Origin of the sequence: uncultured Senegalimassilia sp., from assembly GCF_934632265.1 — a bacterium.
GTDB lineage: Bacteria > Actinomycetota > Coriobacteriia > Coriobacteriales > Eggerthellaceae > Senegalimassilia.
This window is the reverse complement of record NZ_CAKTYH010000041.1, coordinates 1-14,597: the sequence shown is the minus strand read 5'-3', so window position 1 is coordinate 14,597 and position 14,597 is coordinate 1. Positions and strand designations below refer to the sequence as shown.

The following is a 14,597-nucleotide window of genomic DNA, read 5'->3' as shown; positions in this document are numbered from 1 at the left end:
CGTTGCCATATCTGCTTGGTAGGAGCGGTGGGATTCGAACCCACAAGCCTTGCGGCGGCGGATTTTAAGTCCGCTGCGTATGCCGATTCCGCCACGCTCCCAAATCAGCGCCAACCATCATAGCAGAAAAAGCCGAGCGGGCATCCTGATGGCGCTCAATTTGAAGTTCCTCGGCTGATTGGGCCGCTTGGCCGGAGGGCCGCGTGCGCGCAAAGCGCTTGTGGTACCATTGCCTTAAGCATGCAAGCGATTCGAATCAAGAAAGCGCTATGAAAAACATTAACGAGATCATCGCAGACGTAGCCGAACCCCCCAAAACCTTCGAAGGCTATCTGATGGCCTATGCCGATCAGGTAGGGGATCTGGTGAACACCTACCTTCCCGCAGGAACGCATCCCGATATGGATCGTTATCTGTACACGCCGCTGAAGCGGTACAGCGAAAACGGCGGCAAACGCCATCGCCCGCTCATCTGCTTCGCCGCATGCCTGGCCGTGGGCGGCGACATGCGCTTGGCAACCAGCGCAGCGGCCGCCATCGAGCACTTCCATACCGCGGCGCTCATCCACGATGATATCGCCGACGAGGCGGAGCTTCGCCGCGGTGAGCCGTGCATGCACTGCACGGAGGGCATCGGCCTTGCCATCAATGCGGGCGATCTTGCCTTGTCCCTGGTCAACGGCACGGTTGTGGAAGACCCCGACCTTGACGACCATACGAAGGTGCGCGTTATCTCCGAGCTCATCGAAATGACGCGCCGCACCATCGAGGGCCAGGCCCTCGACATCGGATGGGCGCGCGACGGCCGTTACGACATTACCCCCGAGGACTATCTGGTCATGGCCACGCACAAAACCGCCCATTACTCCGGCGCGGTGCCGCTGGCCGTGGGCGCCATCATCGGCGGCGGCACGGCAGAAGAGGTTGAGGCCCTGCGCAGCTACGGCCTTGCCACGGGCCTGGCGTTCCAGATCCAAGACGACCTGCTCAACCTCATCGGCAGCGAGGAGTCCACGAAGAAGGACTTCCGCAGCGATATCACCGAGGGCAAGCGCACGCTGGTGGTGGTGCACGCCCTGGCAAACGCCGCCCCCGAGGCGCGCGAGCGCCTTATCCAGATCCTGTCCGCCAAGGAGAAGGACCCGGCGGTGCTCGCCGAGGCGGTCGACATCATGCAGGCCACGGGCAGCGTCGAGTATGCGCGCAGCTATGCGGAGAACCTGACCAACGTCGCGAAGGAGCGTTTGGTGGAAAAGGTGGGGCCGTCCCTGTCGCGCGATCTTCTGATCTCCATGGCCGATTGGTTTGTGAACCGACTGAAGTAGGTGGGTGCAATGGAAACCATTAAACTCAACGATTCCGGAGCTGCCGTCGAGGACGTGCAGCATCGTCTTTCCCGCATCGGGCTTTTGGATGAAGCTCACGTGGACGGCCTGTTCGGGTCTGAAACGGCGAAGGCCGTCGCTTCCTTCCGTTCCCAGGCGCAGCTCGAGTGCGGCGAAGAAGTGGACGAGAAAACGTGGGCTGCCCTGGTGGACGCATCGTTTTGCCTGGGCGACCGCACGCTGTACCTGCGCATGCCCCACTTCCACGGCCATGACGTGCAGCAGCTGCAGAAGGCGCTTTCGGCGCTCGGCTTCGCCTGCGGCGACATCGACGGCATCTTCGGCGCGTTCACCGAGCTTGCCTTGCGCAAGTTTCAGACGAACCTGGGCCTGCCCACCGACGGCATCGCCGGCGCGTACACCTATGCCGCCATCCGCAACCTGCATCATTCCTGGGAGGGCAAGGAGGCCGTGCGCGGCTCCTCGCACCTGGGCTTCGCGCGTGCGGCCGGCGTGCTCGAGCGTAACGCGCTGTGCCTGTTCGGCACGCAGGAGTTCACGCGCAGCGTGGCCTCGCGCATGAGCAACCTGGCGCTTGCCACCAACCCCGCGTCGAAGATCGTCAGCGCCGATAACCTGCTGGTGGCGCCCGACGAGCAGATGCTGCTCGTGCACATCGTGCTGCCCGAGGAGGAAACGGGCAACGCGCCTCGCGTGGGATTCGCTCCCGAGGAGACGCTGTCCATGCGCCTGGAGTCGGCGCTTGAGGCGGCCATGCAGGCCGACCCGGCGCGCATCGCCGTTGAACTTCCCGGCAGCATGTGGGAGGACGCCGGCATGGGTCGTTCGGCCCAGCATTTCGCCATCACGCTGCTCGATGCGCTGTGCACGGCGCTCGCGAAGCGGTAGCGGCGGCTGGCGAGAAGTATCATCGTTAACGGGCGGTCAACGGGGCCGCCCGTTTTGCGTCGGGATGGCAACGGTTTGCGCTGAGGCGGCGGTCCGTGCGTATACTGGGGATATCGAAGCGCAGCCCAAGCGCGACAGCGCAACCAAGAGAAAGGTCCGGTCATGACCGAGCATAACGATAACCCCATCCCGCAGCCCGAGCAGCCGGCTTCCCAGCAGCCTCAGAATCAACCCGCCGCCCAGCCCCAAGGCGCCCCTGCCGCGTCGCAGGTGCCCCCGGCGCAGCCTCAGCCCGAGCAGCAGCCGTATGCGCAGGCCCAGCAACAGCAGCCCTACGCACAGCCCGTATATACGCAGCCGGTGTACCCGCCGGCGCCGCTTACGAAGCTTTCGGGCGGCATGAAGTTCGCCTGGCTCGTCATCGGCGCGTTGGTGGGCATCCCGGGCATTTTGCTTGCCTGGGTTTGCAACGCCGATAAGTATCCGCAGGTGAAAAACGATGCCGTGAAGTTCTCGGCCATCGGCTTCGCCGTGTGGATGCTTGCCGGCATCATCCTCACCGTCATGGTGGGCGGCATGCTCGCCGCGTTCGTCGCCGCTTGCGACGCCGGCTACTACGGCCCGTACGGCGGAACCTGGTAACATCGGGCTCTCCGCTGCGGCGGCTGGCCATGTTGCCGGCTTGCGGATGATCGCGTTCGGGTTTTTGCCAGGTGTTGGCCTGGTGCCACGGCGCATTCTCCGCGTCAACGAACGTAAACAATATGTTACAAAGAAGAGCCCCGACGGGGCTCTTCCATTATTTCGAGAAACGCCGGTGGTACAATCAGCAAGTTTTTCAAAACGCCCGGTGCACGGGGTGCGCGGGCGCGCGAGGCTGCAAATCGAAGGAGCGAACATGGCACGTCCCATGACCATGGCCGAGAAGATCTTGGCCGCACATGCGGGGCTTGACGAAGTCGAGCCGGGGCAATTGATCGAGTGCAATCTCGACCTGGTGCTTTCCAACGACATCACGTCGCCTATCGCCATCAAGAATTTCAAGCAGATCGGCGTGGAGAAGGTCTTCAATCCCACCAAGATCGCGCTGGTTCCCGATCATTACGTCCCGAACAAGGACATCAAAAGCGCCGAGCAGGCCAAGCAGGTGCGCGATTTCGCCCGCGAGCAGGGCATCACGCATTACTACGAGGTCGGCTGCATGGGCGTCGAGCACGCGCTGCTGCCCGAGCAGGGCGTCGTGGGCGCGGGCGATCTGATCATCGGCGCCGATTCCCATACCTGCACCTATGGTGCGCTCGGCGCGTTCTCCACCGGCGTGGGCTCCACCGACGCCGCCGTCGGGTACGCCACGGGCAAGGCGTGGTTCAAGGTGCCCGAAAGCCTGCTGTTCAAGATCGACGGCCAGCTTGCCCCCGGCGTTACCGGCAAGGACGTCATCTTGTACATCATTGGCATGATCGGCGTCGACGGCGCGCTGTACAAGGCCATGGAGTTCACGGGCAGCGCCATCCGCACCATGTCCATGGACCAGCGCCTTTCCATCTCCAACATGGCTATCGAGGCTGGCGGCAAGGCGGGCCTCATCGAAGTCGACGACATCACGCGCGCCTACATGGACGGTCGCACCGAGCGCCCCTATACCGAATATCACTCCGACCCCGACGCCGTGTACGCCCATGTGTACGAGATCGACGCCGCCGACATCCCGGCTACCGTGGCGTGGCCGCATCTGCCGTCCAACACGCGCCCGGCGGCCGAGTCGCGCGACGTGAAGATCGACCAGGCCGTCATCGGCAGCTGCACCAACGGCCGCTTGGAGGATATGCGCCAGGCCGCCGACGTGCTGCGCGGCCGCAAAGTGCACCCTGACGTGCGCTGCATCGTCATCCCGGCAACGCAGGCCGTGTACAAGCAGTGCATCGCCGAGGGCCTGATGGACGTGTTCCTTGACGCCAACTGCGCCGTTTCCACGCCCACGTGCGGCCCGTGCCTGGGCGGCTACATGGGCATCCTGGCCGCCGGCGAGCGCTGCGTTTCCACCTCGAACCGCAACTTCGTCGGCCGCATGGGCGACCCCACGTCCGAGGTGTACCTGGCAAGCCCGGCCGTTGCCGCGGCCAGCGCCGTGCTCGGCCACATCGGCCTGCCCGAGGATATTGCGGAATAACGGATAAGGGAAGGAACCGATCATGCATTTCAAGGGTACCGCGCATCGTTACGGCCGCGACATCGACACCGACGTCATCATCCCGGCCCGTTACCTCAACTCCTCCGATCCCGAGTGGCTGGCATCGCATTGCCTGGAGGATCTGGACAAGGACTTCGTGAAGAAGGTCGAAAAGGGCGACATCATCGTGGCCGACGAGAACTTCGGCTGCGGGTCGTCGCGCGAGCATGCGCCGATCGCCATCAAGGCCGCAGGCGTGGACGTGGTCATCGCCAAGTCCTTCGCGCGCATCTTCTATCGCAACTCCATCAACACCGGCCTGGCCATCATGGAATGCCCCGAGGCCGTTGACGCCATCAAGCAGGGCGATGTGGTGGACGTGCATGCCGACGCCGGCATCATCACGAACACCACCACCGGCGAGACGTTCAAGGCCCAGCCGTTCCCGCCGTTTATCCGCGAGATCATCGAGGAGGGCGGCCTGATCAACCGCACCCGCAAGGTGCTGGGCATCGAATAGCCGCAACCAGCGCCGACTCGTGAACAGGGGACGGAGGTGTGTTCACGGTTGGCTTTCACGGTGCAGAAGGATGCTCGTGAACACACCTCCGTCCCCTGTTCATCGTCCCCCCCCAAGGGGGGAGCGGGGCACCAACCGCAAACTGAGAAGAGGGCGGCTTGCGCGCAGCAAGCCGCCCTCTTTCGTTCGGGGCGGGCAGCGCGCCATCAGCGCGTCCGGTATCTTCCGTTTGCGTATGCGAACGCGCTTCTTGCCCGGTCCGCGCTTGCTTTCGACCGTGAACGCACCTCCGTCCCCTGTTCATTCCCTGTTCGTTTCCGGTCCAGGGACGTGCGGCAAGATTCGCTTAATTCCCGAACAGCCTGCTGAGCAGGCCTTTTCGCCGCGGTTTCTCTTCTCGATACGAGCCTTCGGCGGCCATTGCCGTTTGGACGCCGGCCTCGTTGCCGCCGATGCGGACGATCTGGTAGAGGAACGGCGATTTCGCGTACTTCACCTCGATGGGCGTTGCGTGCACGGTGCTCTCGGCGGACAGATGCAGACCCGGGTTGAGCGGCGCCTGCACGTGGATCTCCTTCTTCTCGTTGAACACCACGGCGGCGGCGCGGCCCGTCTGCCCGTTCACGGCTATGCGCACCTGCTCGCCATCGCGACCCTCCGAGGCGGGCCGATCGACGTAATAGATGGGCACGAGCATCAGCCCCGATGCGTGCTTGCGCACGCTGCGGGCCCATTTACGCATGCTGTTCCTGCGGTAGCCGAACGCCTTCTCGGCGTCGTTTCCCGCCAGCGAATACGTCAGCTTGTCGATGACGGCGCTCTTCTTCAGCAGGCCCTCGACGGCTATCACGCGGAAATCGCCTTCCTGCATGGCGGGGTCGAACGGGGCTGCCGCGGAGAAATCCCACGGTTCGAGCAGTCCCATCAGCGGTATGTCGACGAAATAGGTCTTCGGCCACGCCCAGTCGAGCACCTCGAAGTACACAAGCGATTCCTTGCCCGGCCGCTTCCCGGGAAAAGACGCCATCATACGCAAATCGGCAAGTTCCATGGGCACGTATGTGAGCGCCATCTGCTCTTCGACAGCCTTGTCAACGGCATGTCCGGCGAAGGCGTCGGGGTGCTGATGTACGAGCGCAAGGGCGTTCGCGCGCGCCTGCTGGGCGGAGATGCGGCAGGGAAGGGCCTGTTCAGGAATGTATTCCGCCCCCGTTCCCATGGAAAGGCGCTTGCTGAACGTACCGGGTTTGAGCAAATCGGCAATGCCGATCTTGTTGCCGCACGAGGGGCATTCGAACACGCTTTGGGTGGACTTGCCCTCGAAGGCCGCCCCGCAAAACGGGCAGGGGACGCTGACGTGCTCGGCGTTTTGGAGCTCGTCGGCGGTTGCGGGGTCTTCCCATAGCAGCCGCTCGAGCAGCGACATGTTGCGCCAGTAGGGTTTGTAGTAGGACCACTCGGAATCCTGCGCGGGCTCAAGCTGGGAGACGTGCGTCAGCTTCAGCAAGCCGTCCACCACCTGAAGCGGCGTATGACGGATGCCCATGGCGGGTGCCGGTTCCGGTCCGCCCTCGGCCCAGGGCGTGCTCGCCCCGCAATAGGCGCAATCGAAGCTTCGGGTTTGCTGGTGGGAGTACATGGGGCCGCCGCAGCTGCGGCATTTGATGGCGAAGAACCCTTCCATATAAGGCCTCCTTGAGCGTAGGGGCTGCTACTTGCGAGTATGCCGGAGCCGCTGCGCCCGCGGCAAGCCCCGCATGGCCCAAAATGCGACGCCTCCGGCAATGGGAAGGCCCATTTCGCGAAAACGCGCAGGCGTCGGTCGCGGCGGCATCGGAGGCTTGGCCGCAAAAGCGGGCATCGTCGGCGAAGCGGCGCCGGCCTTTGCGAACTATCCAAATTTCCCATGGGAACAGGCCTTTGGGAAGCCCTAGTGCGTTACTATGTGAACGTAACTGAACAACGCTTTGAAAGAGGCTCGCATCATGACGAAGCAATACGACATCTGCCTGTTGCCGGGCGATGGCATCGGCCCTGAGATCATCGCGGAGGGCGTGAAGGTCCTCAACGCCGTCGGCGCGAAGTACGACACGCGCTTCGATTGCAAGGAGTCGCTTATCGGCGGCGCCGCCATCGACGCGGTGGGCGATCCGCTGCCGGCTGCCACGCTCGACGCTGCCAAGGCCGCCGATGCCGTGCTGCTCGCCGCCGTGGGTGGGCCGAAATGGGATACCACCGACCCCGGAGCGCCGCGCCCCGAGGCGGGTCTTCTGGCAATCCGCAAGGGCCTGGGCCTGTACACCAACCTGCGCCCCGTGCAAATCTTCGATGCGCTCGCCGGCGCCTCCACGCTTAAGCCCGAGGTCATCGAGGGCGTCGACCTGATGATCGTGCGCGAGCTGACCGGCGGCCTGTACTTCGGCAAGCGCGAGCGCTTCTACGACGAGGAGGGCGCCGGAACCGACGGTGCCAAGGGCCAGCGTGCCTACGATACGCTCGAGTACCGCGAGTACGAGGTGGAGCGCATCGCCCGCCAGGCGTTCGAGGCCGCCCGCAAGCGCCGCGGCAAGGTGACCAGCGTCGACAAGGCCAACGTCCTTGAGACCAGCCGCATGTGGCGCGAGATCGTTCACCGCATCGGCGAGCAGGAGTATCCCGATGTGCAGATCGAGGACCTGCTGGTGGACAACACCGCCATGCAGCTGATCAACCGCCCTGCCGACTTCGACGTGGTGGTCACCGAGAACATGTTCGGCGACATCCTCTCCGACGAGGCCGCGCAGATCACGGGCTCCCTCGGCATGCTGGCTTCCGCAAGCCTGGGCGATTCCACGGCGCTGTACGAGCCCAGCCACGGCAGCGCCCCGGATATCGCCGGCAAGGGCATCGCCAATCCGCTGGCGCAGATCTTGTCCGTCGAGATGATGCTGCGCTACAGCTTCGGCATGAACGAGGCGGCCGACGACATCCGCCGCGCGGTCACCGAGGTGCTCGACGAGGGCTGGCGCACGGGCGATCTGAAGGACGCCTCCACAGCCGCCGACAAGGTGGTCGGTTGCGCCGGCATGGGCGATCTGGTGGTCGCGCATCTGTAAGCGCCCAACGGCGGGGAAGTTCCCGCCGCAGCAGGTTCGCGGGGTCGCGGTGCGGCCCCGTCCTGTAAACTGTTCGTGCGGACCGGCGCCGCGCCGCCGCACCTCTTCGACGAAAGGAGCCTCAAATGGCCGATGACTGCCTGTTCTGCAAACTCATCTCCGGGGAGATCCCCACGAACAAGGTCTACGAGGACGATATCTGCTTTGCGTTCGACGACATCGAGCCCGAGGCCCCCGTGCATACCCTGCTCGTCCCGAAGAAGCACTACGATGACCTGTGCGACGGCATCCCGGCCGAGGTACTCGGCCATATGCTGTCCGTGGTGCCGAAGGTCGCCGAGCTCAAAGGCGTGCGCGAGTCCGGTTTCCGCACGGTCATGAACACCGGCCCCGACTCCGCCGCAACGGTCAAGCACTTCCACATCCACATCCTGGGCGGTGTGAAGATGGGCCGCTTCACGTTCGAGAACTCCCAGCGCGTGGAGGGCTAGCGCCCGAAATCGCAGCGCAATAGGCTTCGATCGCAGAACGCCGCTTGCCGAAAGGCAGGCGGCGTTTTTCATGCCGCTATGAAAGGCGTTCCGCTTCCCGGGCTATAAGGTCCACCAGGTCTTGCCTGCGATGCACGTCCAGCTTGTCGTAGATGTGGCGAATGCGGGATTTGACCGTGTTGTAGGACAGCGTCAGGCGGGCGGAGATCTCCGCTTCCCGTTCGAGAGCTGCCGGCGCGTTCAGGCTCAGCGCCCGCGGCCGCGACGCCTGACGCTTCGGGGACGTAGCCCTAAGCGTCCGGTTCTTCGCTTCCCGTTTCCGGCACCGCATCCATCGATGGCGAAAAGCCGCCGACCAGAGGGGCGGCGGCTTTTCGCGCACTCTGGTAAGCTATTCGCCAGCATTTGAAAGGATGGTTCAGCGTGCAAAAGGTTGCGGGAAAAGAAGGCCTGTGGCGGCTTGAGCCGCATGAGAAGCTGTTGGGCGTGCGTTGCAAGGTCCTGCGCGACGCCGTGTCCTCGCTTGCCGACGGCACCGTGTTTTCCGGGGCGTTCGGCGTGGTGGGCGGCCGCGTGATGCGGCCGAAGCCGAAAAGCGGCGGCATGTACCTGGTGCATCTGGAGGGCGATTCCCCCAGCGACCAGGCCATGCGCATCGTGGCGTACTTGGACAGGTATGGGCGCGTGTTCGCCTGCGACGAGCCGCAGGTCGCGCCGCCGGCCCGCACGCCCGACATGGAAATCGCCCGATTCTCCGATTTGGCGCAAGATGCCGTGAAAACCGCCGGGTATGTATACGTGCGCGACGGCGAGGGCGACGCGGCGCGCTGCGTCGCGGCCTATAAAGGAACGGCCGACCTGTATAAGGTATCGGATACGTGGTATCGCTTCGACGAGCGCAAGGCCATGACCTACAAGGAGTTCATGGCGCGCGCGTATTTCGCGCTGTGCTTCCGGCCGGCCATGGGCGCGCCCGCCGTCCCCAGCCGCGGCGTCATGGGCGTGCTCGACGCGCTTGGGCCCGAAAAACCCTTCGAGGCGCTGCGCGAGCTTTCGGGCCAGGTCAAGCGCGCGCTGGCCGACCCCCAGCTCGAAGCTCCCGGAGCCGTCGAGTTGCTGCTGGAAAACCTCGAGCAGGCCGGCTTGTTCGCCATCCATGAGCGCGGCGTCTCCGACGAGGCCGTTCGTCTCGTGCGGTCCACGAAGTACGCGCACTTGGCTTATCTGGTCCGCAACCAGGAGGATGCCGACATCTCCGATAGGGAGCTGTGGGGGATAGAGGCGGCGCTCAACCGTTTCATCCTGCTGTGCGAGCGTATGGGCGATCGCGCCGATGCTGCCGGGCTTGAGGAATGCCGTCGGGAGGATGCGCAGCTGTTCGTCGCGGTGGGCGAGCAGGAACTGGTGGGCGGCATGCCCGATAACGCCCCGTCCGGGCATGAGGGCGGAGAATGGGGCGTGCGCTGCCGTCTGGCGCTGGCCATCGAGCAGTTGCGCCTTCCGGTGCGCATCGATGTGGAGCTTGCGGGAGACATCGGCGCCGGCCAAGCGGCGTTTTGCCTGACCATGCCGCCGGAGGGCATGGTGCCGAGCGGTGCAGGCGGCGAAGATGAGGCGGCGCTTTCCTACGTCATGCGCGTGGGCCTGCTGCTCGCCGACCGCGCCTTCTCCGGCGAGCCCGGTATCTCGCGGGTGAAGCTGATGGCGTTCCCACTGCCCGATGGCCCCGCGCCGCAGGATGCGCCCTCCGCAGGGCCGCAACAGGCGGTGCCCGCCGTGCTCGGCGCTCCCGCCCTTTCCGAGCAGCCGCGCGAGGCCGAGGCCACCGCGCTGTTCGAGGTCGACCTGGACCGTGCGCTTTATGCCGAGCGCGACGGCTTCAAGGCTGCGATCGCTGGAGACCCACGCGAACTGCTCGATGCCGCGGGGGCGCGCTATGACGTGGCCGATGCCCAGGTGCCGCGCCAGCGCGTGATGCATCCCGTGTTCGAAGCGTGGAGCGCCGATGGCCGCGCGGCCGAGCTTCCGGCATGGGCTCAAGGGCCCCTGGGAGCGGAGTGCGAGCGCGATCTCGATATCGAATACGACACGGCGTATCGCCGCATGGCCGAGGGCCTGGCGGATTCGCTCGTGGACGCGCAAAGCGCCACCGAGGCCATCGCCGCCGTGCGCCAGGTGCAGTCCGCCGCGCTCGACGCCAAGGACGAGCGTGCCGTCTTGGCGTGCACGCGCCTGATGGCCGCGCTTGCCGAGGGCGCTATCGACGCCGCCGACCAAAACGCGGTGGTGGGGCGCTTCTTGGGCGAGGACCGCTGCCTGGTGGCGCTCGGCCGTGCGCATTCGCTTGCCGAGACGAACCCCGCTGCTGCTGTGGAAGCCCTTACCGGCGCCATCGCCGAGGCGCAGCTGCTCGACGGCTTCGCCGATGGCTCCCAGGAGGTGTACCGCGCGTTCGACAGCTACAGCGCCAGGGTGCTGTACAACGTTTCCCGTGCAACGCAGGCGGTACCGCGTGACGGCGAAGCGGATGCTGCGAGCGAGGCGGCCGTCGATGCCGTCGCGGTCCCTGACGCCGCGGCAGATGCCGGCAAGCGCGTGCGCGTGGTGCCCGATTCGTTCTACCTGTGCCACCTGGAGGTCACGCATCTGCTGGAGCGCTCGTTCGAGCGCGCCGACGAGGCGCTGCGCTACGGCCGCGCCGCCGTGGCCATGGGCCCGTCGTGCGCCATGGGCTACCGGGTGCTCGGGCGCGCCTATATGCTGCAAGGCGACATGGGCCGCGCCTTCGACGTGCTGCGCGCGGGCCTTCGCGTCTCTCTGCAGCCCACCGACATCGCGCTGATGTACTACCAGCTGGGATACGTGATGTGGAAGCGCGGCAGCGCCGATGCGGGCGTGGCGTGCTACCTGAAGGCGGTCGAGGCATCGCCGTCGATCGCCATGCAGGCCACGGCCGAACTGCGCGAGCTGGTGGCCGAGACCGGCGCATCCATCCCGCCGGCGGGCGGCGTGGAGGCGGCGCTTGCCGCGGAGGGCATCCCGTGCGCGCCTGCGTCCGAGATGCTCGACGTCATCGATGCCGCTCTGGCGGCGGCCTGCGATGCCGGCCTTGCCAACGTGGCGCGCAGCCTGCTCGCCACGCGCCTGCGCCATCGCCCCGATGACGCGCTCATGGGCGTGCTGCGCAGTTTCGGCGAGCCGGCGTAGGGCAGCCGTCCGCGCCTCGTCCGACGCGCCCGCCGAGCAACCGTCGGATCCGGAGCATGGCCGCCGCGCCTGCCTGCCCGCTTCGCGTCCGCGCCGGGCCCGATGCGCCCGTCTCCGGCCCCGCGCCGCGCTGATTGCGTGGGGCCGCGGGTGCGCATCCGCCGGACGACGGCGCGTGCGCTACAATGCAAGGGTTAACCGTTTTCAACCGTCCGTACCATCGGAACGTAAGCTATTGGAAGTAAGGAACCGTCATGGCAATCAACTCCCCGGAGGGAACGCGCGATCTTCTGCCCGATGAGGCGAAGTTCTGGGCGCATTTCCGCGACACCGCGTTCGGCATCTTCGCCCGTTACGGCTATCAGCCCATCGAAACGCCGCTGTTCGAGCAGACCGACCTGTTCGTGCGCGGCATCGGCCAGGCCACCGACGTGGTGTCCAAGGAGATGTTCACCGCCATCTCCGGCGAGAACTTCAAGCGCGTCATGGAAGGCGGCACCATCAAGGCGAAAAGCCGCCTGAGCCTGCGCCCCGAGGGCACTGCGGGCGTGGTGCGCGCCGTGGTGCAGCATGACCTGGTGCCGCAGGGCGCGGCTCCGGCCAAGCTCATGTACGCCGGCCCGATGTTCCGCGCGGAGCGTCCGCAGAAGGGCCGTCAGCGCATGTTCAACCAGGTAGGCATCGAATGCCTGGGCGCGGAGGATCCCAGCGTCGACGCCGAGGGCATCATCATGCTCATGCGCTTCTACGCCGCCATCGGCGTCCCCATGGACGCCACGCGCCTGCTGGTGAACTCCATGGGCTGCGAGGAGTGCCGTCCGAAGTACCGCGAGGCCGTGCGCGAATACATGAACGCCCATGCCGAGCATATGTGCGAGGAGTGCATGCGCCGCGCCGAGATCAACCCGCTGCGCGCCTTCGACTGCAAGAACCCCGGCTGCGCCGAGGTCATGGAGGGCGCTCCGAAGATTTCGGACTACCTGTGCGATGACTGCCGCGAGCACTACCAGGCCGTGAAAACCTACCTGGACGGCGCAGGCATCTCCTACATCGAGGACCCCACGCTGGTCCGCGGTCTCGACTACTACACGCGCACCGTGTTCGAGGTGCAGGTCGACCAGGGCATGGGCAGCCAAAACGCCATCGGCGGCGGCGGTCGCTACGACAAGCTGGCCGAGGAAGTGGGCGGACGCCCCACGCCGGGCTTCGGCTTCGCGCTGGGCTACGAGCGCTGCGCGCTGGCCATCCAGGCCGCGGGCCAAGCGTTCCCGAGCGCCCAGCATTGCGACATCTTCGTGGCATGCGTGGACGATTCCGTGCGCGCCGAGGCGTTCAGCTTGGTGCAGGCATGCCGCGACGCGGGCGTGACCGCCGAGATGGACCATCAGCACCGCAGCCTGAAAAGCCAGTTCAAGCTGGCTGACAAGGTGGGCTCGCGCATGGTTGCCGTGCTCGGCCCCGACGAGCTTGCCGCCGGTGAGGTGAAGGTGCGCAACATGTCCACCCACCACGAGCGCCTGGTGAAGCTCGATCAGGCCAAGGCGCTGCTGGCCCAATTCGGTGGCGAGCCCTTCGGCGGCGCGCACGCCAGCATCGAGGACGTGTTCGCCGGCGAGGAATAACCCGCAAGCGCCGCTGCAACCATGGCATTTTCAAAGGAGCTGGGGGCCGGTATGGTTTCCGGCTCCTTTCGTGATGTACAATGGCTAGGTTTGAGCAACAACCCGGGCCCGCGCTTGCGGCCGGGCGCCCATAAAGCATTGCAAGGAGCAAGAGAGAATGACGGATTACATCAACGAGTTTTGCATGCACGACGCAACGTGCGGCGAGCTGCGCAAGTCCGACGTGGGCCGAGAGGTCACGCTGTGCGGTTGGGCGTGGCACAACCGCGACCACGGCGGGTTGATCTTCTGCGATCTGCGCGATCGCACCGGCTACACCCAGGTGGTCGTCGACCCCGATTGCGTGCCCGAGGAGGACTTCCACAAGGCCGAGCATCTGGGTCGCGAGTACGCCCTGCAGATCACCGGCACGGTGCGCGACCGCGGCGCCGACGCCGTGAACCCGAACATGGCCACCGGCGAGATCGAGGTGCTGGCCAGCAAGGTCAACGTGCTCAACGAATCCGTCACCCCGCCGTTCTCCATCGAGGACGGCATCGAGACCGACGAGACCACGCGCATGAAGTGGCGCTATATGGACCTTCGCCGTCCTGAGATGTACCAGTCCCTGCACCTGCGCCACACCGTGGCCCAGGCCATGCGCGCTGCGCTGAACGAGCGCGGTTTCATCGAGGTGGAAACGCCCATCCTGGCCAACTCCACGCCCGAGGGCGCTCGCGATTACCTGGTGCCCTCCCGTCCGAACCCGGGCAAGTTCTACGCGCTGCCGCAGTCCCCGCAGCAGTTCAAGCAGATGCTCATGGTCGGCGGCATCGAGCGCTACTACCAGATCGCCCGCTGCTTCCGCGATGAGGACCTGCGCGCCGACCGCCAGCCCGAGTTCACGCAGGTCGACATCGAGATGTCCTTCGTGCAGGAAACTGACGTCATGGACCTGATGGAGGGCGTGTTCAAGGAGGTGCTGGCCGCCGCGGGCGTGCAGCATGAGTTCCCGCTGCAGCGTATGCCGTGGAAAGAGGCCATGGATCGCTTCGGCTGCGACCGTCCCGACGTGCGCTTCGGCATGGAGCTCGTCGAGCTCACCGACATCGTGCGCGGCTGCGGCTTCGGCGTGTTCTCCAAGGCCGTCGAGGCGGGCAACGTCGTGAAGTGCATCAACGCCAAGGGCGCCGGCAACTGGTCGCGCGGCGACATCGAGAAGCTGGCCGACGTGGCTGCTGCCAACGGCGCGAAGGGCATGGCCTGGATCGCCTACACC

The 14,597-nt window shown here is 65.6% G+C and carries 12 protein-coding genes and 1 tRNA gene; 10 read left to right on the top strand and 3 right to left on the bottom strand.

Going from position 1 to position 14,597, the window contains the following annotated elements; all coding sequences use genetic code 11:
• Positions 1–16: 16 nt before the first annotated feature.
• A tRNA-Leu gene (locus Q0H50_RS04505) sits at positions 17–101 on the bottom strand.
• 168 nt (positions 102–269) lie between these two features.
• Between Q0H50_RS04505 and Q0H50_RS04500 the strand changes: the two genes are divergently transcribed.
• From Q0H50_RS04500 to Q0H50_RS04480, 5 genes are all read left to right on the top strand, one after another.
• Positions 270–1,325, top strand: a complete 1,056-nt coding sequence (locus Q0H50_RS04500; RefSeq protein ID WP_294419801.1) for a polyprenyl synthetase family protein — start codon at positions 270–272, stop codon at positions 1,323–1,325.
• A gap of 9 nt (positions 1,326–1,334) precedes the next feature.
• Positions 1,335–2,234, top strand: coding sequence for a peptidoglycan-binding protein (locus Q0H50_RS04495; RefSeq protein WP_294419799.1), 900 nt, complete (start codon positions 1,335–1,337; stop codon positions 2,232–2,234).
• A 162-nt stretch (positions 2,235–2,396) separates the two neighbouring features.
• The gene (locus Q0H50_RS04490; RefSeq protein ID WP_294419797.1) at positions 2,397–2,876 is read left to right on the top strand and encodes a hypothetical protein; all 480 of its coding nucleotides are present in this window, start codon (positions 2,397–2,399) and stop codon (positions 2,874–2,876) included.
• 256 nt (positions 2,877–3,132) lie between these two features.
• On the top strand, positions 3,133–4,404 hold the full coding sequence (leuC, locus tag Q0H50_RS04485; RefSeq protein ID WP_294419795.1) for a 3-isopropylmalate dehydratase large subunit: 1,272 nt from the start codon (positions 3,133–3,135) through the stop codon (positions 4,402–4,404).
• A gap of 22 nt (positions 4,405–4,426) precedes the next feature.
• Positions 4,427–4,924 carry a 3-isopropylmalate dehydratase small subunit gene (locus tag Q0H50_RS04480; RefSeq protein WP_294419794.1) on the top strand — a complete coding sequence of 166 codons (498 nt, stop codon included), beginning with the start codon at positions 4,427–4,429 and terminating at the stop codon, positions 4,922–4,924.
• Between the two features lie 346 nt (positions 4,925–5,270).
• Here Q0H50_RS04480 and Q0H50_RS04475 read toward each other — a convergent pair whose 3' ends face one another.
• A complete protein-coding gene (locus Q0H50_RS04475) occupies positions 5,271–6,608 on the bottom strand; it encodes a hypothetical protein (RefSeq protein ID WP_294419793.1) in 1,338 nt (445 codons plus the stop codon).
• A gap of 301 nt (positions 6,609–6,909) precedes the next feature.
• Between Q0H50_RS04475 and leuB the strand changes: the two genes are divergently transcribed.
• Both leuB and Q0H50_RS04465 read left to right on the top strand, forming a co-directional pair.
• Positions 6,910–8,019, top strand: a complete 1,110-nt coding sequence (gene leuB, locus Q0H50_RS04470) for a 3-isopropylmalate dehydrogenase (protein ID WP_294419791.1) — start codon at positions 6,910–6,912, stop codon at positions 8,017–8,019.
• Between the two features lie 125 nt (positions 8,020–8,144).
• Positions 8,145–8,510, top strand: coding sequence for a histidine triad nucleotide-binding protein (locus tag Q0H50_RS04465; RefSeq protein WP_042434802.1), 366 nt, complete (start codon positions 8,145–8,147; stop codon positions 8,508–8,510).
• Between the two features lie 76 nt (positions 8,511–8,586).
• Here Q0H50_RS04465 and Q0H50_RS09580 read toward each other — a convergent pair whose 3' ends face one another.
• On the bottom strand, positions 8,587–8,841 hold the full coding sequence (locus Q0H50_RS09580) for a LuxR C-terminal-related transcriptional regulator (RefSeq protein WP_366936627.1): 255 nt from the start codon (positions 8,839–8,841) through the stop codon (positions 8,587–8,589).
• Positions 8,842–8,933: 92 nt separating this feature from the next.
• Between Q0H50_RS09580 and Q0H50_RS04460 the strand changes: the two genes are divergently transcribed.
• The 3 genes from Q0H50_RS04460 to aspS form a co-directional block, all read left to right on the top strand.
• On the top strand, positions 8,934–11,717 hold the full coding sequence (locus Q0H50_RS04460; protein WP_294419789.1) for a hypothetical protein: 2,784 nt from the start codon (positions 8,934–8,936) through the stop codon (positions 11,715–11,717).
• 254 nt (positions 11,718–11,971) lie between these two features.
• A complete protein-coding gene (gene hisS, locus Q0H50_RS04455) occupies positions 11,972–13,339 on the top strand; it encodes a histidine--tRNA ligase (RefSeq protein ID WP_294419787.1) in 1,368 nt (455 codons plus the stop codon).
• A 157-nt stretch (positions 13,340–13,496) separates the two neighbouring features.
• Positions 13,497–14,597, top strand: a 1,101-nt coding sequence (gene aspS, locus Q0H50_RS04450) for an aspartate--tRNA ligase (RefSeq protein ID WP_294419785.1), incomplete at its 3' end; no start/stop codon positions are given.